This is a genomic window from Prosthecobacter sp., assembly GCF_014879935.1.
Lineage (GTDB): Bacteria > Verrucomicrobiota > Verrucomicrobiia > Verrucomicrobiales > Verrucomicrobiaceae > Prosthecobacter.
The window spans coordinates 17,158-42,958 of sequence record NZ_JACSRD010000154.1 but is presented as its reverse complement, the minus strand read 5'-3'; the positions used below and the strand labels follow the sequence as shown (position 1 = coordinate 42,958).

General features: G+C 62.7%; 1 protein-coding gene. It reads left to right on the top strand.

All coding sequences use genetic code 11. The features are described from left to right. Positions 1–373 precede the first annotated feature (373 nt). A complete protein-coding gene (locus IAE77_RS14390; RefSeq protein ID WP_294227633.1) occupies positions 374–25,771 on the top strand; it encodes an autotransporter-associated beta strand repeat-containing protein in 25,398 nt (8,465 codons plus the stop codon). Positions 25,772–25,801 lie beyond the last annotated feature (30 nt).

The following is a 25,801-nucleotide window of genomic DNA, read 5'->3' as shown; positions in this document are numbered from 1 at the left end:
CGTGCGCGGGCCGCAACCGATCAAACGAGCGGTGCTAAAGGTGGTCTCGGGGGCCTGGTCAAGGGGGAGAGAGGCATGCTGGTGGCATGGGTGATAAATAAAGTCTTTATCAGTCACAAAGGATCATTTTATCGGCCGAAACCGGGCCTGCTTACCCAACTGCAAGAGTTCGTCCAATGGCTCTAAATCAAGGTTTTAGCTCAAATGGAGAGCGATTGACCAGCCGTCTTTTTTGCAGCTCCCGCCACTGCATTCCGGCGCTGTCAGTCGTGTCTCCCACCAGCCTCAGCCAGCCAGCCAACCGATGAATCAATCCAGCCCCTTGCTCAATTGTCTGCGCCGTCGCGCCGGACGCCCGGTCGCATCTCTTCTGATGCTTCTGTTCCCCCTCTGGGCCGTCCAAACACGCGGAGCCACGTTTTACTGGGACACTGATGCTTCTGACACTGGAAATTCGACCAGCGGGCTCAATCTGGGCGGCGCTGGCACGTGGGACACTTCGACCAGCAACTGGTGGGATGGCACGAATCCGCTCACGGCATGGAACAACTCGTTGAACAACCTGGCGGTTTTCACCGGCAACGCAGGCATGGTGACCTTGGGAGAGGGCATCATTGCTGGAGGACTGCGGTTCAATCGCGGAGGCTACACCATCACGCCGACGGGCACCGAGACACTGACGCTCGCCACCACCAGTGATCTTTCTCCGGTCATCGAGGTCAACGGGCCCGGGAACAAGGCAACCATCAGCGCCATCCTCGCCGGCGCGGAGGGCTTCATCAAAACAGGCACCGGGAACCTCGCGCTCACGAACAACTCGAACAGCTACACCGGTCCCATGGCGGTGCAGAACGGCACGGTGTTCATCTCCAACATGGGGCAACTCGGCACGGGGACGAGCACGGTGGCCGTCACAGGCATCAGCAGCCTGCAGTTTGGCGGGGGCACGCTCTATTACAGTCCTGGTCAGCTCGCCACCACGACCTTTGATCGCAACCTCAGCATCGGGGGGCGCGGCTCTCAAAACGTCGGAGCGGCGCTGGTCGTCAACGGTTTCAACACCTTCTCCGGCAATGTTCTGCTGGGCGCCGTGGCGGAGAACCGTGTCATCAGTTCCACCGGCATCCAGACTTTCACCGGGCAGGTCACTCTGGGCGGCGGGCAGTCGAACATCTTTTACGGCAACGGCAGTTTCATTTTCGAGGCACCCGTGACCCAGCTCGGTGCGGCGGCCACCAACGGATTTTACAAGACCGGAAACCTCCACGCCAGCACGTTGTGGCTGCAGAACGCCAACAACACCTTTGACAACGAGGTGCGCATTGACTCCGGCACCGTGCGTGTCGCGACTGCATCTGCGTTGGGGTTCCGAACCACGGCAAGCGCCATTCGCGGTAACGGCGGCACGCTGGAGTTGCGTGTGGCCCCGGCCGACACGGGCGGCTTCAGCGCCAAAGGCACCACGATGGACGGCAATCTGACCTTTCTTGCCGACCACGCCATCGGCAGCTTCGACGGCACCCAGCTCAACCAAAACATTACCTTCGGTGCGTTTGCCTTCAATGGCGTCAGCCGCACCTTCACCCTGAACGGTCGCAATGGCTACGGCATTACCATCGGCACGAATTCGACCACCAGCGTCGGCGGGAACGGCAACAACAACGTCGCGCTGACGAACAACTCGAACGGCCTGTTCAACTTCCTTGGCGTCGTGCAGATCGGCGACGGCACGGCCCGCACGTTCACGGCCACGGCCACCGGGAACATGACAATCGACGGACGCATCAACAGCAATGGTGCTGGCGCGCATATTTTCACCAAGGCGGGTTCCGGCACGCTGACCATGCTGCAAGGAGCCTCGGGCACGTCATCCAACTACACAGGAGCCACCAATGTGAACGATGGCATGTTGGTGATCCGCACACTCAAGGTGCTCAATGAGGCATCCGGCTCCGGCCAGGTCGTCTTTGGCGGTGGTGGTCTGAGCTTCATCGGGGACACCACCACCGGCGCGGGCGAGACTTGGACCAACAAGACTCTCAATCTGAACAACGCGGTCAGCATCCTGTTGGCGAACCAGGCTGGCACGGCCACCTCCGCTCTCGTGGTCCCGAACCTCACCGTTGGCAATACGGCGGCCAAGAACTTCTACCTGGGTGGTGAAAACCAGGACGCGAACACCATTTCCGCAGTGATTCCGAACAACACGGCCGCCACCACCGTGCAGAAGTCCGGCAATGGCCTTTGGGTGCTGTCCGGTGCCAACACCTACACTGGGAACACGATTGTCACAGGCGGCACCCTGCGGGTCCAGGACACGTTCTCGGGATCTTCACGCAATGTCCTCGATGCCACTGGAGCCATCCAGTTCAATGTGGACGCCCTGCGTGGCAACCAGGTGGCAGGCGGCACCTTCCAGTATTTCGGTGACGGGGCGAACGCGAGCACGGAAGCCGTTGGTGCGCTCACCCTCACTGCCGGCAGTGGAGTGATCGATGTGCGGCCTGGATCCGGAGGTTCGGCAGCGCTCACCTTCGGTTCCTTCGGCACCCGCACGGCGGGAGCCGTCGCCAATGTGTTGACGACTGGAACGGTGAACATCACCGGCACGTCCGGTTTCGTGAACGCGGGCCTCTACTATGGCGGCAGCGATTTCGCTTATTCGGGCGCTGGCACCACGCTCCGTGCACCTGTGTATGCTCCGGCCGGCACTCCAGACGCCGGCTTCGTCACTGCTGGTGCCGCGCTCACGGCGGCGAGCCATAACCTTGTCTCCGGCGGCACCAGCTCAGCGGCCCTCACCGTCTCCTCCCTGAAGATCGCTGGCAGCCACACCATCACCCAGACCGGGTTGCTCACCATCCAGACGGCGGCCAACACGCCGGGCGGCATCATCCAGTCCAGCGGCAGTGGCGTTCTCAGCGGCACCGGTGTCACCTCGGGCGGCTCGGGCGATCTCGTGGTTCGCGTGGTTGACGGGGCGTCCCTCGACATCCAGGCACCCATCACCAGCACCACCACCGGCGGCCTTACGAAGAGCGGTGCGGGCACCCTCATCCTGACAAGCGGCAGCAATGCCCAGACGGGAGCCATCACCATCAATGAAGGCATCCTCCGCATCGGCAGCGGTGGAAAACTGGGTGCCAACAACCAGGGCCTGGTCATCCGCCAGGGGGGCACCCTTGATCTTTTCGGCCAGTCCACTGGCACGGCGGTGGGCGCTTTCAATGGATCCGGGCTGGTGACCAGCTCGGCTGGAGGTGTCTCCACCTTGAGCGTTGGCAACGGCGTGACCACCAACGGCGTCGCCGGGGTCTTCTCCGGCATCATTGAGAATGGTTCAGGAGGCGGTGTCACCAATGTGAGCCTGGCCACCGCGAACAATACCGCCGGGCAGACCACGACGTTCGCCTTCAGCGGCCTGAACACGTACACGGGCAGCACCACGTTGGCGAAGACCACAGCAGGCAATCTGGTGCTCCAGGTGAACAATCTCGCCGACATCGGTGTCGCGAGCGGCATCGGCAAGGGTGACGCCACCAGCAATGCGACCAACGCGGCCAGTCTGATCTTCAATGGCGGCACACTGACCTACGTGGGTTCCTCCACGGCCATTTACGACACGATCGGGGCCAAGTCGGTCAGCACCAACCGCCTCTTCACCCTGGCGGGGGCGGGCACCATCGATTCCAGCCCCACCTATGGCAATGAGATCGTCACTGCCGCCGGCGCGGCGAACAATGCCTCCCTCGTTTTCAGCAACACAGCCGCCGTGGCCTTCAGCGGCTCGGGAACCCGCCTTATCACGCTGCAGGGAAGCTCGATCGGCGACAACGTGATGCGTCTCCGTCTGATCAACAATCCAAACGCGAACGAGGCGCTCTCCCTGACCAAGGCAGGGACCGGCCTCTGGATTCTCAATCCCGATTCCTCCACGCCGAACACCTATACGGGGACCACCTCCATCACAGGCGGTGCGCTCCAGTTTGTGGAAGGCATCGGCGTGAGCACGGGCTCGCACATCACGATGAATGGCGGCTTGGTGCAGACCAGCGGCACCTTCAACCGTACCCTCACCGCCACCGCAGGCACCAGCACCATCAATGCCACGGGCACCTTCGGCTTCGCTGCCAGCACCGCTCCGCTCATTGTGGATCTGCAGTCCGGCGGCAGCACGGCCACCTTCACCCTCGGCACCGCGCCCACCACCGGCAGCACTCTGATCCTCAATTCCTCCACAGCCCTTGCGCATGTCGAACTGAGAAACAACATCAACCTCGGCACCGCCGCCCGCACGATCCAGGTCGATGACAATGGCAACACCGGTCTCGATTTCGCCATCATCTCCGGTGTCATCGGTGGTGGGACAGGCGGCAACCTTTCAAAAACTGGCGGCGGAGCGCTCTATCTCGGCAATTCGAACACCTATGTTGGCAACACCACCATCACCGCTGGCGGCCTGATCGTTTCCTCGATTGGAAACGCCACCGGCACCACCGCCAGTTCCCTCGGGGCCAGCGGTGGAACGCTGATCTTCAACTCCAACGCGACACTGAACGCCTTGGTTTACACGGGCCCCGGGGAGACCGCCACGCGTCCGATCTCGCTGGCCACCACGCTTTCGGCCAGCCAGACTCATCGAATTGACGCTTCCGGCTCCGGGCCCCTGGTGCTGACCAACATCACCAACAGCAACACCGGGGCGTTCACCTACTTCCTGGAATTGCGCGGCTGGAACACTGACCGGAACGAGATATCCGCCAATCTGACGGACAACGGAACCAGCCTGCTTGCCCTGCAGAAGACCGATGGTGGCACTTGGGTGGTCAGCGGCGCGAACACCTACACCGGCGGCACCAACGTCAACTCCGGTTTCCTCGGCATCGCAGGCACCACGACGGGTTCCAGTGGCAGCGCCATCTCCACTGGCGTCCTGACCATCTCCAACGCCGGCATCTTCGCCACCAACAGCGCCGGATTGACGATCAACAACATCACCCAGATCGCCGCGAACACGCAGGCACAGTTCGTCGGCCAGTACAGCATCACCTTGGGCACCCAGGCTCTGCGTGGTGTCTCCGGCAACCCGTGGACGATCAGCAACACTCTTGAAGCAGGAGCCACGTTGAACATCACCAATGGCTTCCTCAGCCTTCAAAGTGACACCACCGCACGCACTCTGAGCATCCGGGGAACGGGGGCCACGATTTTTGGCGGAGCCATCCAGAACAGCGCGGCGGCCTCTCCGACCTCGCTCGACATCCGCCTTTCCAACAGCGGCAGCGTCACCCTCAATGCCGCCAGCAGCTACACTGGCACCGCGAACCTGCTCGGCCAGGGCACTGTCATCCTCGGCGCGGTGAACGCTCTCAGCTCGCCGAACTTCACCCTTCATGGCGGCGTCCTTCAGGCCAGCACTGCGCTCACTGGTGCCAGCAAGATCACCAACCAGATCACCATCGGAGACAACGTGCCGGAGATCAGCGGCACGAACAGCATCGAATTCGGTGCTGCCACCACCACGATGAGCGCCAGCCGCCTGTTGATGAACAATCTCTCCGGCGGGGCCAGGCTCACCATCTCCAGCAATGTCACCAACAGCGCCGCTGCCACCCTGACGCTCACCGGCTCGGGCGACACCGATATCACGGGCAAGGTGACGACCGGAACCGGAGCTCAAGGGCTCGCCATGTCCGGCACAGGCACTGTGACTCTGACCAACGCCAACGACGCCACGGGTGCTCTCACCGTCAACCGCGGCACCATCGTGCTCTCGGGAGCCAGCGGCGCCTGGACGGCCGGCAGTTTTGCCACCAACGCCGAGGGAGCGTTGCGCCTCGACAACTCTGTGACCAACAACAATGACCGTCTCTTCAACACCGGTGCCATCGCCATGGCCGGCGGCACGTTGGACTTCATCGGAAACACCACCAGCGAGACCGCCGGAGCCCTGACCGTCACTGGTGCCAGCAGCCTCAACATGAGCGGCAGCGGCAACAACAGCCTCACCTTCTCGGGCGTCACCTTCACTGGCAGCACCGCCCAGCTTGATGTCTCTGGTGTTAACGGCCTGGGTGTGGACAACAAGATCTTCTTCACCACTGCCACCGGTCTTGGCATCTCTCCCGCCACCAGCGGCATCGTTCCCCGGGTGATGATCGCGGGTGACTTTGTCAGTTACAACCATGACGGCGTCTCTGCGAACAGCAACGGTCTCCAGGTGTTCACAGGCTACAATGTTTCGAACAACCTCGACGCCGCTCTCAGCACTGACACCCTGGAGGTGACCGCCAACGCCGCCCTCACTGGCAACCGCACGCTGAACGCGATCAAGATTGACGGGGACGGACTGACTGTTGGCACGGCAGGCCGAACTCTGACGCTGACTTCCTCGAACATCCTCAACACCGGTGGCGACAACACCATCACCGCTGCGCAGATCATCCAGACCAACCAGGGCTTCATCCAGGTGGACCCGACGACCACGTTGGATGTCAACGCTTCCTTCACCAACACGATTCACAAGACCGGCGCCGGTCAGATGAACCTGAACACGGTCTCCTTCCATAACACGACCACCACTGTCAGCGGCGGCACGCTCAAGCTTGTTGGCGGTCTGAACACCCTCTTTGCGGCAGGCACCGGCACCGTGGGTGCTGTGAATATCGATGTCGGCGCCACATTGAACCTCAATGGAAACATCCAGTATGCGGGCGCGTTCGGCAGCTTCGGCTCGGCACTGCCTGGCACTGCCGGCACACTCACGAATGCGACAGGAACTCCGCTGTTTGTCACCAATGGGGGTGGCAGTTTTGGCGGCCAGATCACCGGGACCATGAACCTGGGTCGTGTCGGCGGCGGCACTTTGGTGCTGTCTGATGCCAGCTCAGTCACCGGCGCTCTCACGATCCTGGGCGGCACCACCAGCCTCCGTGACAACGGCACTTTGCTCAATATCACCGGCGTGGATGTCAATTACGGCACCCTCATCCTCGACAACAGCGCCAGCCTGGTGATCCAGAACAACAACCGTCTCAGAGACGCCGCAGGCATCAACCTCCGTGGCGGTATCTTGCAATATCAGGGCCGCGTGAACACCGATGCCACGGAGACTTTCGGGGCGTTGACCTCCGCCCAGGGAGCGAACACCGTCATCGTGGCCACCGGCGGCACGGGAACGGCGGGTGCCTTCGTTTCTGCGGAGGCCACTTTTGCCAGCCTCTCCCACTCGGACGGCACCACCATCAATTTCACATCGAGTTCAACGTTGACCTCTGGGGGCACGGGTTTGGGCACGCAGGGTAACAATTCCCGCATCTTCTTCACGGCTGCTCCGACGGTCCTCAACAGCACGGATGTCCTTGGCGCATGGGCGATTCACAGCGGTGACAACTTTGCCGCCTACAACAGCGCCTATGGCCTGGGCGCCATCGGCATGGCGGGCTTCACTCCCTACACCACTCAAGGGATCAATGGCAGCAACGTGGCGCCGCTGACCGGCGTCTTCGCCAGTGGTGCGATCACGGACATCAATGCGATTTCCGCCTCGTCCATGCTGCTGGGTTCCGGCATCACCACCACCGACCTGCTGCGCATCAGTGGAGCCTTCACCGTGGATGTGAACTTCCAGGACGCCGGTGACACTCTCAATCTGGCCTTGGGCGGTCTCCTGCGTGCCAACGTCAACAACGCCACCAACATCGGCACCACGGCCATCCGCGGCATTCTGACCAGCGGCATCGGTGAACTGGTGGTTTACAACAACCAGGGCACCACCACGATCAACTCGGTCATCTCCGGTGCCACCAAGCTTGTCAAATCAGGTGCGGGCACCCTCACCCTGACAGCTCCCAATGCCTATTCGCTGGGCACGGTCATCAATCAGGGCACCGTCAACATCAGCCCGACCACGGCAGGCGATGTGGTTATTCCAGCAGGTGGTCTGACCATCAATGGCGGTGTTACTGGCACCGGTGTCACAGTAAACTCCACGACTGCCGCCGGGGCTGTCGCGGCGACCACCGATCTCACCATCAACGGCCGTGTCACCTTCACCTATGGTGCGCACACCAACACGTTGAACAGCATCACGATCAACAACGTCGGTGGTGAAGGCGCTCCGACACTCGACCTGGGAACGGCGGGAACCAGCGTGCTGAACCTCACCAGCGGCTCCATCACCGCCACGAGCGCCAATGCGGCCAACACGGCCATCATCCAGGACGGCACGATCAATCTGCCCTCCGGCTCGAACACCTTCAGCATCGCCCCGATCCAGATCGGCACGCAGGTTTACACCATCAACCAGCCGACCCTGAACATCAGCGCGGTCCTGGCAGGCACCGGGGCTGGAATCATCAAGAGCGGCAATGGCCTTCTGCAACTCAGCGGCGCGAACACCTTCACCGGCGGCGTGACCACCACGGGTGCCTCCGGCGGCATTGTTCTGGGTGCCAGCAGTGTGCCAACGGGCGTGACCGCCGGCACCGGGGTCTCCGCCAATGGCCTGACCAGCGGCCCGCTCGGCACAGGAGCGCTCACCCTTGCTTCAGGCAATGCGTTGTTCCTCGACAACACCTCCCGCACCATCTTCAACCCGGTGGTTTTCCAAGGATCACCGATTTTCCGGAACACAACGACCGGCACAAACGTGACTGCCACTCTCAATGGCACCATCACCACTCCGACAGGTGCGCTGAGCATCACGGTGGACAATCCGAACCTGACCGCCGCGCTTGTGGGCCAGTTCACCAACGCGTCGTCCATCACCAGCATCACCAAGACCGGGCTGGGCAGCCTGACGGTCAATCTCATGGGCATGTCGGCCATTCCGATCACGCTGAACGACGGCGGCACCCTCGGCATCCTCCATGATGGCGATGGCGACGTGCAGAATGATGTGATTTCGATTGGAGCCCTCACTTTGACCTCTCCGCCAAGCCTCATCATCGGCCGTGCAGGCCAGTCGGCGCTCTGGAACCAGGCCGTGAACAAGATCATCACTCCCGCCAGCATTTCCAATGTGTCCAATGGCGTCGTTCTGACCGCCAACAACGGATATGGCCTGGATGTGACCGGTGCGGTGGCCTTGACACCCGTGGTTGCCGGATCAGCGCCGGTCTTCAATGTCGCCGGGGGTGCCAGGGTCTCCAATCTGGTCGATTCCATGGTGATCAGCGGCCAGGTCACTGGGGGATCCACCACAGCGGGTGCCGTGGTGCTCACCAAATCGGGCAACGGCACCATGAAGCTGGGAAATGCCACCAACAGCTTCGGTGGCAACGGCACCGTCATCGACGTGACCGGTGGCATCATCGCCGCCGGCAGTGACGGGGCACTAGGGGATGCCAGCAACGTGATCCGTCTCAGCGCCAACAGCGGCACCCAGGGCTTCCGTGCCACCAGCACTTTCTCCACCGCCCGCACCTTCAATCTCAACGCAGCCACCGTGGGCATTGATGTGGTTCCTGGAGCCACCTTGACTCTGACCACTGCCTTCGCCGGTGGCGCAGGCAACGCGTTGCAGAAGAACGACCTCGGCACCTTGCGCATCGACGCGGACAATACTCTGCGCACGGGCACGACGACCATCGCAGGTGGCTTGATCGTTGTTGATAATGCGAATGACCTCGGCTCCGGCCAGATCATCTTGAATCCAGGTGCTGCGGCCGCGGGTGCGGCACTCTGGCTGGAAGGCGGGATCACGCTCACAAATGCCATCAACATGGCGGCGACGAGCGCTGGAGCACCCACGGGAATCAACAACACCGGTGGCGTCTTCTCCTCCAGCGGGTCCAACACCATCAGCGGAGCGATCACCAACACGGCCAGCGTCGGGGTCACTTTCGGCGCCGCCAATGGCGCCACCTTGAACATCGGCGGTCTCGGTCTCTCGAACAGCCCGACCTTCAACGCCGTGGGCACAGGTGTCATCAATATCAATGGCAGCATCGGCACGGCGGGCGTGACGATCTCCAAGATCGGAACCGGTTCGCTGAACTGGACCACCGCGCAGACCACGGGTCTGGCAATCGCCGTGACACAGGGCAGCTTCAATGTCAGCGGAGCCGGCCAGTTCACGGCCACCGGCGGAAACATCACCGTGCAGAACAACGGCCTGCTGAATGTCGATGACACGGGTACGTCGCTGGCCCGCTTTGGCGGCACGGGAAGAACCATGAACCTCGCCACAGGCCGGTTCACGTTCACGGCCAACGAAACCTCGGGCTCCACGCAGGCGTTTGGCGCTCTTACGTCCACCTGGGGCGCGAACACCATCACGCTGAACAATACAGGCACGGCCAACGCGACACTGACGTTTGCGAGTCTGGCCTCCAACGTGGTCAACGGCGGCTCCGTGCTCACCTTCGCCAGCGATCAGACGCTGAACTCCTCCACGAACCGCATCGTGTTCACCACCGCGCCGACGCTGACCCCGGCCACCACCGGCATCATCCAGCGCGCTGTGGTCAAGGATGCCAGCGGCACGAACTTCGCCACCTATGGCGGCTCCACACCGGCGATCACGGCCTTCTCCGGTTACACGGCCTCCGATGGCACTGGTGCGGGCACGGATCTGACATTCACCAACGTCAATGGCGGCACCGCCTACGGCCTCAATGCCTCCAACGTCTCCGGCGTTTACAGCGCCCTTCCGACTTACCTCGTCTCTGGCGACACCAGCGCCCTGAGCAATCCGGGTCTCAACCTGCGCAACATCAACGCCCTCAAGATCACCGGCAACGGCACCGATGTCGTCTTCGCCACGTCCGGCGGCACCCAGCTTGCCCTCACCTCTGGAAACATCCTCGCCACCGGCACAGGCCAGACCATCGGGAGCGCGGCCCTTGTCGCCACCAACTCCGCTCCGGCCATCTTCCTTGGATCGATCACGGTGCCGACAGCCGCCACGGCCATCACCTACACCTCGGTGGAAGGCGGCCTGCTGGTGGACACCGGCGCTGATCTGACTGTGAACGCTGCGATGTGGAACTCCAGCAACGTCACGAAGGGCCTCGGCGGTAATCTGACTTTTAACACAAAACAGTTCTTCACCACGGGCGCGAACTATTTCACCATTCTGGGCGGCACCGTGACGCTGGCGGGCGGGGAAAACACCCTCTGGCAGGGTGTGCAGGGCGGCACGAACGGCCAGTTGCTGGCCGTTGGACCGGGAGCGACGCTCAATCTCGGCGCCAATGCCCAGATGACCGGCGAACTGCGTTCTCCGAACGCCACCGCATTCGCCGGAGCTGGCGGGATCGTCACCGGCAGCAACCTTTTCATCGCCTCCCACAATGCGACAGGCGACTGGGGCGGCAGCATCCAGGGTAGCTTGTATTTCAACAAATCCGGTGGCAGCAGCACGACCTGGCGCAGTGACAACACCTACACCGGCACCACACTCATCAACGGGGCGACCCTCACATTGACCGATGAGGGGAAGATTTCCGGCACTGATGAAATCATCCTCAGTGGCGGCGGGCTGACCATCACCAACTCCGGCACGATGGAAATGTCCGACCGGGTGAATGACGCGGCCGACATCACCCTGCAATCCTATGGCGTGCTCATCCTGAACGGACGCGACATGGCAAATGTGACCGAGACCCTGGGCGATGTCACGATCGGTGCCGGTGGCGGCAACATCCAGGTGACCAATGGCGCGAATGGCTCGATTCGATCCACGGTGCTGACGATTGGCAATCTCACGCACACCTCCGATGGCGGCATGCTTTTGATCAACAATCCCACCGGACAGATGGGCAGCGCCAGCCGCTTGATCATCGCCAATGGGACCAGCTTGATGATCAACGGGATCATTCCGTGGATCAACAATGGCGGCGCGGATCTGGTGAGCTATGTGGCTCCCACTTCCGGCAATGCCGCAGGAGGCCTTGCCCCGCTCAACCAGCCTGGCTATCAGGGCTATGACGGCACCGTGCTCCCGACCGCGAGCAATCCCACGGGCAACTACAAGGTGGGAACGGCCATCCCGGCGCTGCCTGCTGGAGGACTGAACCTCAACGCCCTGGTGTTGAACTCCGGCGTGACGCAGACCCTGACTTTCGCCGCCAATACCGACACGATGAATCTCACCGCTGGTCAGATCATCAAGACGGGCAACTTCAACGTGGATTTCGGTGCCTCGGTGGACAACGGCAGGCTCACTGCGGGCGGGACGTCGGACAGTGTCGCGGATGATCTTCACGTCGTGGTCACGGCAGCCACGGCAAACCCTCTCACTTTCAATTCGCGCATCGTGGACAATGGGGCTGACGCGTTGCGCGTGCTTCTCACAGGCTACAACACGGGCACTATCCGCATCACCAATGGACAGAACAGCTACACGGGAGGCACTGTCGTGAACTCCACGAATGGAGCCAGCAACGGTTTCGTGGATCTCGCGGTCGTCGGTGCGGACGGCAGCACCGGGAACTCTGCCATCCCGCTCGCGGCCAATGTCGCTGACTCTCTCATCATCAACGGCGGCACCGTCCGCCTGCAAGCCAGCAACCAGATTCACTTTGGCATCACGCCAGTGCTCCGCGGCCAGTATGCCACTCTGAGCTTGAACAACTTCAGCCAGACGGTTTCTGGACTGCTCTTCGACAACAACGGCGGCAGCACTGCCCCGCAGATCACCACGGGCACCGGCATCCTTACCCTGAATGGCAACATCACCGCTAGTTCCAGCAACGTGGGTACTGTTTCCACCATCTCAGGCGCAGGCACGGGTGGCGTGGCTGTGGATCTGAATGGCACGACCCGCACTCTCACGATCAATCCTGTCACGGTGAACGGAAACACCACCGTGGCCAATGTCACCCCCACGCTGAACATCAGCGCACCGATCAGCAGCTCGGTTGACGTGGGCACCACCGGCCTGATCAAGGCTGGCAACGGCCTGCTGCAGCTCTCCGGCGCCAGCCTGTTTGGCGGTGGCGTCAATGTGCAGGCTGGCGGGCTCGCGATCGGTGCGAGCAGCACCGGCACGCGGGACGCCGTCACCGGCCTGGTCACCGGGCTGACGAACGGCCCTGTGGGAACGGGTGCGCTGACCATCGGTGCCGCAGGCACGTATCTGGCCTCCACGGGTGCCTTCACGCTGCAGAATGAAGTCACGCTCGCAGGCTCCACCATCACCTACAAGGGCCTGAACAGCCTGGCTCTGAACGGCAACAACGTCACCTCCGTGCTGACCGGCAATACCACTGTGAACGTGGAGGCACCGCAAGCCACGCTGTCCCTCAACATGCTCCTGCATGACGCTGGCAACGGCTACAGCATCACCAAGGAAGGTCTGGGCACCCTGATCCTGGGCAACAACAACACCTTCACCGGCGGTGTCATCGTCAATGCGGGAACGCTGGCTCTCGCCGGCCTCAACGGCAGCAGCACGGCTCCTGTTTTCACCGGAACGGTGGCCACGATCAATGACGGCGGCCTTCTGGCCCTGACCAACAGCGGCACGGGCAGCAACGGCCTGATTCAATACGCCAACAACATCGTGATCAACGGATCGCTGGCCACAGCGAACCTCTTTGTCGGCAACAACGGCGCGAACTCCTTCAACACCGTCGAAGTGGCGGACATCACGATCAATGGCGGCCAGATCCTCAACGTCAGCAGCGCCAACGGCTACGTCCTGCGCCTCCTGAACGTCAGTGGTGACGCTGCCGGCGGTGCCGTGCCGCAGATCAACGTGGCTGCCGGTTCGACGGCAGTGGTGTTCAATTACTCGGGTGACAAGCCCATCAATGTCGGCCAGGGCAGCCTGGTGTTCCCTGACCTCGTGTCCATCGGGACGACGACCCCTCTCGCCACGAATCCAATCGTCCTGAACGGCAGCTATCCGCTGGGTGTGCAGACGGCGGTGCTGACCGAGGCCAACATGCTCAGCTTTGGCTACTCCAGCGGTGGATTGAACGGCTCCTTCTCCGTGCTGGGAACCGCTCCGGCGGCAGTTGTCTCCACACAGTCCGCAGGCATCGGCTTCTCCGCTTCCGGCTTTGTCGCGAATCTGATCGCCGATGGCGGCATGTCCAACCGTCCTGTGAGCACGTCGGGCACCTTCGTCAACGGCACCGCCGCCTACTCCGGCTTCCTGGAAGTCACCACGGCCGGGCAGTACACCTTCCGCTCCGGCTCGGACGATGGCATGACGCTCTACATCGACGGCAATGCCATCTCCAGTGACACCTTCGGCCACGGCTTCACCGATGCGACGGCCGTCACCACGACCCTGTCCGCTGGCTACCACTCCATCGTGTACAAGGCTGCCAATGCGGCGTCCGGCGGTGGTTTCCGCCTGCTTTACTCCGGTCCCGACACCAGCAACGCCGTGCAGACGGTTTCATCGGCGAAGCTGTATTACACCACGGCGGCTCCGACGGCATCGAACGGCTTCAACGGCGCGGCCATCATCAACAACGATTACTCGCTCGCGGCCAGCACGACGGCGACGATCGACACCTTTGGCACGCAGTTCGGTGCGGTCATCGATCCTTCCAAGACCTTCACGCTGGGCAACAGCTCCGTGCTCAACATCGTCAACGGCAGCAACGGCAGCTTTGGCACCGGCTGGTTCGGCTCGGCCGCTCCCACCACGATTGGCACGGGAGTCATCCTCGCCACCACGAACATGGCGACTTCCGGCGCCGGCACGCTTAATCTCATCGGTGCCATCACCCAGAGCGGCACGGGCCTGATCACAGGCGTCGGTGCGAGCGGTGCTCTGATCAAGACCGGCCAGGGAACCCTCATCCTTGGCGCTGACAATGCCACAGCGGGCACCTTCACGGGTGATCTGGCCATCCAGGGCGGCACCGTGATGCTGAATCACGAGGGTGCGCTGCCTTCAGGTGTCGTCACTGTCAGCAATGCCGCGGTGGCCGCCCAGAATGGCACCACAGTCGCTGGTTCGGCGGTGATCACCGGCATCACCTCCACTACCACCCTCCAGCAGGGCATGGCGGTCACCGGCACGAACATTCCCGCAGGTGCTTACATCGTCAGCGTGGACAGTGCGTCGCAGATCACCATCTCCCAGAACGCCACGGCAGGCGGCGCCATCACCAACCTCGCCGCTGCTTCCTCCGGCATGCTGGACGTGAACGGATTCTCGATCAGCAAGGCGCTGACGCTCAACGGCGCGGGACATGCCGCGTTGGCCACGAACTTCAATGGCGCCCTGTGGAACAGCAACGCTGCCGCCGTCACACTTTCCGGAGCGCTGACGCTGGGAAGCAGCACCTCCATCGGCGGTTATGGCGACATGACGCTGAGCGGCACGATCACATCCGCCGCAGGCTCGACCCTGACCAAGACGGGCACGAACACGATGATTCTGGGTGCGAACAATGCCGCGACGCTTGCGGGGCCGGTTTCTGTCGCCCTCGGCACCTTGCAGCTTGGCGACGCAGGTGCGCTTGGCGCCACCGCGACGGCCACCACGATTGTCAGCGGCGCAGTTCTCGACCTGAATGGCCAGACCATCACCGGTGAGGGCCTGACCGTCTCTGGCACTGGCTACGGCGGCTCTGGCACCCTGACTGGAAACGGCACCGTCAGTTCACAGGGAGCGGTGATCAACACCTCAACGACGGCAGCCACATGGACGGGCACCGTTGCCCTCGGCGCTGCCACCAGCATTGGCAGCAATTATGTCAATGCTCTCAGCGGTGTCACGCAGGGCGGGGGAATCACCTTCAGCGGCGTGATCAGCGGCAATCAGACGCTCACCAAGGTCGGCAACAACACCATCACCCTGACGGCTGCGAACACCTACGACGCCACCACGATCAATCTGGGCCGCATCATCGCCAGCGGCGCCGGCACCTTGGGTGACGCGGGCACCATCACCTTGAACAACAGCACCTTCACCGCTTCGGGCGGCCTGCTCCTGCCTGACACACGCCTGACGCTCGATAATAGCGGAACTGCCAGCAGCGTCCGCCTGGGCGGCCGCACGCTCACCTTCAATGGCGGGCATCTGGAACTGATGGGCAACGCCAGCACCGCCGTGAACGAAACACTGGCCACCGACGTGCAGATCGGCTTCAACACCGGCCACAATCTCATCACACTCGACAACAACGGAGCCAATCTGCGCATCACCACCCAGGGAACGGGCACCTTCGCACGCGCGAACCTCGCCACGGCGTTTGTCCGTGGTGACGCGCTCGGGCAGGGCACCGGTGCGACGAACACAAACATCATCCTCGCCACGCTGACCGCGCCGACGAACTTCCAGACGATCCTGGGGCAGGCGGACACAAGCGGCATCGAAATGCGTGTGCTCCCCTGGGCCGTGGGCGACATTTCCTCCACGAGCACGGGAACGTCCACCACTACCCAGTTCCTGACATATGACGCCGGTTCAAACGGGCTGCGCCCGCTGAATCCGACCACGGAGATGGCGACCACTTTCGGCGACAATGACAACGTCCGCGTGACCGGTGCCCTGAACTCGGGCGCTGCCGTCACTGGCATCACCAGCAACAGCATCAACTCGCTCACTTTTGAGAGCACCGGGCCGTTCACCGTGAATGCCTTCCGCAACCTCCAGATTGAATCCGGCGGCATCCTTGCGAAGACCAGTTCGTCCATCACCGGCACAGGCACTCTCACTACCACGACTGCCACCACACCATGGAGCATTCACACCTATGATTCCGCCACCACGCTGACGCTGGACGTCCCTCTGGGCGGCCGCGTGGCTCCGACCACCGGCGGTCTTGCCAAGGCTGGCAATGGCAAGCTGGTTCTCGCTTCAACCAGCGGCAACCACTACACCGGTACCACCTCGATCAACCTGGGCACCTTGGAGATCGCAGATGCAGCACCGAACAACGCGCTGTTCTACCGTTTTGGCACCTCCACCATCAACGCGACTACCACGGGCGACAATGATGACGCTCTGGTGATCACGGCTGGTGGCGTCCTCGAACTCAACGGCAACTCACAGATCTTCGGCGACCTGCTCTCCCGCAACAGCACCGTGGGCAGCGGCGGCATCATCAACAACAGCGGCAGCCTGGCCACCTTCATCACCACGGTGAACGCTGCCCGTGACTGGACCGGCCAGATCAATGGTGCGCTGAACTTCATCAAGACCGGCGGCACCCAGCTCACCATGCGCGACAACAATCAGTTCACGGGCAACCTGACACTGATGGGAAGCATCACAGCTTTGGTCGATCAAGGACGGCTCTCCGGCATGGCGGCAGGTGACACAATCAGCATCCGCAACTCCCTCCTGCGCTGGGATGACTCAGGCATCCAGGGCATGGGCAATCGTATCTCCGACGATGTGGCATTCGAACTCGATGGAGGAGCGTTTGAGTTCATCAGCCGTTCCGGCACTGTCGCATCGGTGACGCTTGGCGATCTGTCGCTCGTTGGCGGCAGTTCCATCATCCGCGCCAACCCCGGCAACACCGGTGTCGGCCAGGCCACAGTCGTTCTCGGAGGTGCTTTCACCCGCACAGCCAACTCGACGATCACTTTTGTCTCCGGTTCCGGCGTTGTCGGCGCGAATCCGTTCTTCTACGCGTTGGACACCGCATTGACCACCAACACAGCCGGCATCCTGGGAGCCTGGGCGCTCGTCAACACGACGAATGGCACCACGGCCGGTGGAAATCTGGAGTTTGCCACTTATGAAGCCGTTGGAGGCATTCGCGGCCTGAATCTGCTCGAGCAGACGACCACCCTGGCCGCCGCCACTTCCACGAGCAACGTTCGGTTCAATGGAACACAGGTCGTTCCCTCCGGCGGTCTGACCATCAACACGCTGACTCTCAATGGAGCCGCTTCCACGGTGAACTTCGCTGCTGCGGGCGATACTTTGACGCTCGCCGCAGGCGGCCTGCTTTCCGGCTCAGACAATGCCGCCAGGACCATCGGTTCCACGGCGGTGCGTGGTAAAATCACCTCCGACGCCAGCGAGTTCTTCATCCACAACGGAGCGAACACACTGACGGTCAACGCGGATATCACCGGCACCACGAATCCGGTCTTCACCTCCGGCGGCACGGTCGGTGGTGCCGCGATCCGCCTGACAAATGCGAACACCTACAGCGGCAATGCCTTCTCCAATGGCGTGATCCTGCTGCTGGACAACCAGACCGGCTCCGGCAATTCCATCACGGGCAATCTTACTCTCACGGGCGGTGATGCGTCCGGTGTTGACACCGGCACGGTGGCCAATTCCACGGTGCGCAACCTCGGCAGCCAGCAGATCGCCGACACAGCGGTGGTGACTGTCCGTGGCGGCACGGCCTGGGATCTCAATGGCTTCAATGAGACGGTTTCGAAGCTGGTTTTCAATTCGCAGGGCGGCATCAGCGGCGGCGCGGCGGTGCTCACCGGCAGCGGCACACTCACCCTGACGAACACGGCGGACACGATCAGCGCCACCTCTCTGGATGACGTCCGGGTCATTCCGACCCTCAATGGCCGCCTCAGCCTGCCTTCCACCGCCACGATCACGGTGGCGCAGGTGGCGGGCGGACTCACCGCTGTGCAGGGCACGGCCGGTCAGTCGAATGAGCAGATCGGCCTGGCCATCAATTCAAACATCACCAGCACTGGTACGATCAACAAGGAAGGACCGGGCGTCCTGCAGCTCGGCGGTTACAGCAACCAGATCCTGGCGGTGAACATCAACGCTGGAGCCTTGGTGCTGGGAACCAACACAGGCGGCGGCGCGTCCAATTATGCCAACACGACGATCAATCTCGCCAACGCAGGAACGATCCTGGACATGCGCGGTAATAACAACACCGCCATCGGTACCATCAGCGGGGTGAGCAATTCCGTGATCAAGAACTTCAATCCCCAGGCGAGCAGCACGCTCGTCACCGGCAACAGCTCCGCAGGAACGTTCGCGGGCACGTTCACCAGTGAATACACGACCGGTTTGCTCAGTGTGACCAAGATCGGTTCCGGCGACTGGACGCTGACTGGTGACAGCTCGGGCAACCTGCTCAGCACTCTCACCATCCTGGGAGACGCCGTCGTGCTCGACCAGGCCACCGGGAAGCTCGGCTTCGTCACCACCAACCTCGGTGAAGGCGGTGTCCTGACCCTGAATGGTGCCAATGCGCTTGCCGACCGTCTCGGCGGCAACCGCTCGATCCAGAGCGGCAGCGCGGACCGTGTGCTGAACAATCGTGGCGGTGTCCTCAACTACCAGGGCAGCAGTTCGGCGGCCATCGTGGAGACGCTCAACACCGTCACCAACGTGGCCGGCCAGAGCCTGTGGAACCTGACCCAGAACACGGGCAACCAGACCCGCATCAGCCTGGGCACCATGACGGCTCAGAGTTCGGCCAACCACGGCTCCCTCATCCTCAATGCGGGCAGTGGCACGCTCGGCGGCGGCGCTGCTGGGGCGAATCGCGTCAATGTGATCGCCTCCACGCCGACGCTGGTGGGCACCAACCCGGCCGTGGCCAATTCCGTCACCAACGGCATCCGTCCGGACATCCTGGGCATTGATTCCAGCAATGCGACGGGTGGCTTTGTGACGCACGACGCCAACGGCTACCGTCTGCTGACCGCTGCTGAATACCGCAGCCTGCTTTCCTCCACGACAGGGACCGGTGTGGTCCTTCTCGGGGCGATGAACAACTCCACCACCCTCCAGGTGGCTGACGCTTCGGGTCTGTTCGTCGGCATGGCCGTCAGCGGCACTGGAATCGCCGCCAACAGCCTGATCAGCAGCATCTCCGGCAACACGGTCACCCTCAGCGCGGCCACCACCGGCGGTGCCCAGACCCAGCGCATCACATTTGGCGCCACCAGCACCGCCAACTTCGTCAGCGCCGTTGCCAACATCATCCAGCAGGCCACCACCATCCAGAGCCTCACGCTCAACAGCGGCGGCGGCTTCTCCTACTTCGGTGGCGGCAGCCTCACGGCCACCAACAGCCCGAACGGCCAGCTCCATGGCCTGAACGGCGCCCTGAACACGCTCACGATCAGCAGCGGCGGCATCATCGCGAATGCTGGCAACACCGGCATCGCCGGCGGTTCGATCACCAGCGCGGCCAATCCGGTGCATTTCCATGTGATCGGTGGCTCCACCACCTTCACCGTGGGCAGCACGATCCTGGGCACTGGCGGCATCGTGAAGTCCGAGGACGGCACGGCCACGCTCAATGCACGCAGCTACAACACAGGAGCGAGTTCCGTGAACAACGGCACCTTCAAGCTCGGCGCGGGCCTGGGACTGAACCCGCTCCTGGTCGTTCCGACTGCAACGGTCGCCACGGTCGCCGATCTCAATGTCAATGGCGGCACCTTTGACCTGAATGGCAACTCCCAGGCCGTTCGGAGGCTGACGCAGAACACGCTGAACACCTATGCCAATGGCGCTGGCACGGTGACCAACAGCAATGCCTCGACCGCGACCCTGCTGGTCGTTCAGGACAACACCGCCATCAATTTCTCCGGTGTGATCTCCGGCGGAAACATCAACTTCGAGAAGCAGGGCTCCAACAGCCTGACACTCGTCAGCGCCAGCAACAACCTCGGCACCGGCAATCTGACCATCCGTGGTGGCTCGCTTGTCCTCCGCGACAGCGCCACGCTGGCGGTCACGGGCACCATCAACGTGCCGTTCGGCCAGTTGACCCTGGACAACACCGGTCTGGGCATTGTCAGCACCTCCCGCGTCGGTTCGAATGCCATCAGCCTCACGGGCGGCACGCTGGCCTTCCTGGCGGCTGACATCAACGACACCCAGACGCTCGGCGCGGTGACGATCAACGGTGGTGCCAACGTCATCCTCAACCAGATCTTCGGCACGGGCTCAGCCTCCGGCTCCAGCTCGGTGCTGACCATCCCCAGCCTGACCCGTGGCAACGCAGTTCAATCCACCATCAACTTCACGACGAACGGCGGCAATCTTGGCGGTCCGGTGAGCACCTTGGTGAACGCATCCAACACCGCCATGCTCAACCAGGCGGCCAATCCTCAGATCGTCATCACTTCGGCACCGACACTGACCAACAGCATCATTGGTGGCTGGGCAGTGGTGAACGGCGCGGATTGGGCCAGCTACCGCTCGACCGTGGATCCGATCACCGGTGCCTTCGGCGTGGGCAACCTGGGCTTCAGCAACAATGGACAGACGCCGTTCGGAGCTTATTCCGCCAACGCGATCACCGCCGGTGTCGCAGCCGACAACATCAGCACGACAGGGAGCGTGTCGGACATCACCAGCCGCACGATCAACTCGTGGGCCTTCCGCAACACGACCAACACCGCGACGACGGCGAACGGACTGACCATGCGCTCGATGGATCAACTGGTCACCATCGCCACGGGCGGCATTTTGACCAACAACAACGGCGTCGGCGTCAACTTCCTCAATGGACGCATGACGGCCGGCACGGCGGCGAATTCGACGATGTACATGTTCGCCAACAACGGTGGCACCCTCCTTCTGAGCCGTCTTGAGAACAACGGCGGCGGTGCGGTGAACTTTGTGAAGTCTGGCGGGGCCACCGTGACCTTGCGCGCGGAACCTCGCATCGAGTTCGATTCCACCACCTCCGCCAATCCTCTGATCACATCTGCTGGCGCGAACAGCACCGGTGCCGCCGGCGTTCCCGGCATGGTGGTGGGCATGGGCTTCGCAGCCACGGTCATGGGCATCCCGGCGTCCTCCATTGTCACGCAGATCAACAGCGGCACGACCTTCACCATCAGCCAGAATGTCGGCACCGGCACTGGCACGAACGCTGACCAGACCTTCACGGCACCGACGACGCAGGTGTTCGCCAATCAGACGCTGACCAGCGGTTCCGCGACGGTGACGGTTCCTGCCGGCACGAATGTCTATCCTGGCATGGTGGTGACCACCGCGGTCGGCAGCACCGGCACGCTGGCCGCCAACACCACGGTGCTGAGCGTTTCCGGCACCACGGTCACGCTTTCGGCCAATGCCACCGCCAACGGCTCCGCCACGCTGCTCTTTGCGCCGATCGCCACCCAGACCAACGTCTCGGTCACCAACACCAGCGGCAGCAACACACTGACGCTCAACACGGCCACAGGTCTGGTGGTCGGCCAGTTGGTCACCGGCACCGGCGTCCCTGCCAACACCTATGTCACCGCCGTTTCCGGCAGCGGCATCGGAGCGACGATCACCCTGTCGTCCGTCACCACTGGCGCGGTCACCGCTGCCTCGTTCACGGCTCCGGTGGAGCGCTCGGTGATCAGTTCGACCACGAGCGGCAGCGCGACCGTGAAGGTGCTCTCCAGCCTCGGCATGTTCGTCGGTCAGCCGGTCCAGGGCCCGGGCATTCCTTCGGGAACGACGGTCGCAGGCATCGTCGATGGCAACACCATCACTCTTTCTCAGAATGCGAGCGCCACGGGCGCTGCCAACGCCTACTACGGTGTGACGCCTGCGATCGGTCGCACGGCGATCGCCTCCATCACCAGTGGCAGCAGCTCCATCACGATGGCCACGACCGCCGAGGCTGCCGGCATCGCGGCGGGCATGTATGTGCAGGGCGTCGGCATCCCGCAGAACACGGTGGTCGGCACCATCAGCGGCACCACGATCACCCTGGTCAACGCCACCACCGGAGCCGCGGTCAATGCGACGGCCACCCATGGTGCGAACAACCTGATCTTCGGAGCGCCGATCGCGAACTACAACGCCAACGTCGCCACGACGCTCGGCGCGGCTGCCGCCAGCGGTGCCACAACGATCACGGTCGCCAGCGCGTCCGGTCTCGCCGTCGGAATGCCCGTGACCGCCCCGGGAATCGCCAACAATACCACGATCGCTTCGATCAGTGGCAACGTGGTCACCCTCTCGACCGCCACCATCGCCGCGATCACCAACGGCTCGGCAGTGAGCTTCTCCTCGCCGCTGCCCTACTTCTCCAACACCTACACGGGTGACACGGTGGTCAATCAGGGCACGCTCAACATCGGCAGCACCGCGACACAGCTCGGTGGCATCCAGGTGCCGGGGAATCTGATCCTCAACAACGCCAATGCCACGCAGGTCAGCGCCATGAATGGCACGATCGCATCCACCAGCAACATCACCATCAATGGAGGCGGCGTTCTGACTCTGCTGACCCAGAACACGTTCCAGTCCCTCACGTTCAACAACTTCGGCGGCACCGCCACACCGACTGTCACGGGTGGCACCATCCTCATCAACGGCGCCATCACCGCCACGAATGACAACTATGCCTCCACGCCGACCATCGCCTCGATTCTGGAGCTGAACGGCCAGAGCAAGACGATCACCGTCAATGGCAGCTCTCCGATGGGCCTCATCATGAGCGGCGTGATTCAGAACACGATGAGCAGCACGCCCGCGGGCATCATCAAGGCGGGCACCAGCTCGCTGGTCCTCTCGGGAGCCAGCACGTTCACGGATGGTGTGCAACTCAACGCTGGTTCGCTCATCGTGAACCTCGACTCCACCCCGAACACGGTGGGCGGCACGGTGACCAGCGGCCCGCTTGGCACGGGAACGCTGACGATCGCCGGCGGCACCACTCTTCTTGCCGGAACGGCTGCCCGCACGCTGGCCAATGCCGTGGTGGTGAATGGCAACTTCACCTTCGGAGGCACCACCACCACCCACAACATCACCTTGAACGGCACGGTGGACCTCGGTGGCGCCGTCCGCACCATCACCGTGACCAGCCCGCAGGTCACGGCGACTTTGGGTGGTGTGGTCAGCAATGGCGGCATCAGCAAGGCTGGAAACGGCACTCTGGTGATCGGCAGCACGGGCCTGAGCAACACCTATGCTGGCGCCACCACCGTCAGCGGCGGCCTGCTCAAGATCGCCACCGGCACCACGGTGGGCATCCCGGCTGCTTCCGCTCTCACTGTCAGCAGCGGTGGCACGCTCGACCTCAACGGCGTCAATACGACCGTCGCCTCCCTGGCTGGAAACAGCAGCACGACCGGCGGCTTGATCACCAGTTCCCTCACCACGGGCACCGTGACGTTGACGGTCGGCGACGCGAGCAACACCGCCTTTGGTGGTGCCATCACCAACAACGTGGGTTCCGCGCTCAACTTCGTGAAGCAGGGAACTGGCACGCTGACCCTCGGCGGCCCGAACACCTACAGTGGTTCCACCACCATCACGGCTGGCGGCATCACCTCCGCCGCGAACAACGTCCTGCCGGACAGCACGGTGGTCACGCTCAATCCTTCCGGTGCCACGGCTTCCTTGAATCTGAACGGCTTCAACGATGGCATCGCATCCCTGACGATCTCTGGGGCCACGAGCAGCGTCTCCACCGTGCAGACCGGTGCGGGCACGCTCACTCTCATGGCCGGCGGCGTGATCTATGATGCCACCAACAATCCCGATGGTGCCGTCATCTCCGGCAGCCTCTCCCTCGGCGGCACGGCGGCCGGCACCGCACTTCCAGGCGCTGTCAACCGCACCTTCAACGTTGGCGACAGCACCACGGTCATTGGATCCAATGCCGAAGTCGATGTGACCGCCACGATCGATGATGGCGCGGGCAGCGCTGGAGACAGTGTGACCAAAACGGGTGCCGGTGTGCTGCGTTTCACCGCCGCGACCAGCACCTACTCGGGTTCCACCACGATCAGCGCCGGCACACTCCAGGTCACGAAACTGGCGAATGGGGGCCAGGCCAGCAGCATTGGTGATTCGACCAGCGCCGCCACCAATCTGGTCATCAATGGTGGCACGCTCAGCTACATCGGCACCGGGGCCTCGAACGGCACCACGGATCGCAGCTTCTCCATCGGCACGGCTGGTGCCACGCTGGATGCGTCAGGCGCGAGCGGCAGCGCGATGGTGTTCACCAGCACGAGCGTGACGATGAGCGGCTCGGGTGCCCGGTCGGTGACCCTCACCGGCACCAACATCGATGGCAACACGCTCGCGGCTCCCGTGACCGACAACGGCGGTGCCACCTCCGTGACCAAGAACGGCTCCGCCACCTGGGTGATGGCTGGTGCGAGCACCTACACCGGTGCCACCACGGTCGATGAGGGAACTCTCCAAGTGGGTGACAATGCCAGCACTGGTGCCACCACCGGCACGGGAGCGGTGAACGTGAACAACTCCGCCATCCTCGGCGGCACGGGAACGGTGCTGGGAAGCACCACCATCAACGGCACCGCCACACTGCGTCCTGGAGACGGTTTTGCGACCGGCATCAATCAAAACGGCAGCCTCACTGTCGGCACGACCATTGCTACGAAGGATCTGATCCTGACCTCCGGAGCCACCACCGAACTGCAGATCTCGTCCTCGACGAACAGCAATGTTCTCACCTTCGTGGATGGACACTATGTCTATAACTCCACCGACTATGCTGATGCCGGCACCCTGTTCGCCGCGGAATCGACGGCACTGAGCACCTGGAACGTGGCTCCCACGGCCACGACGAACCATGACTTCATCAATGTCACAGGTGCGATGACGCTGGATGGCACGGTGAAGGTCATCGAGAACGGCACCATGACCTACAGCTACGGCCAGGTCTTCAACCTGCTCGACTGGGGCTCCGTTTCGGCGTCCGGATTCAATGCCGGGACCGGATTCACCTCCGGCGGTGTGTTCGGCGACTTCGTTCTTCCTGACCTGACCAGTCTGAACTTCGCTTGGGACACCTCGGCGTTCTCGACCTACGGCATCCTGGTCGTGGTTCCGGAGCCATCCCGCATGCTCCTCGTGCTGTTCGGCCTCCTGGGGCTGTTCTTCCGCCGTCGCCGTCGGAATGGCATCTGATCCGCACAAGGTCCGCCAAATTCAAAAAGA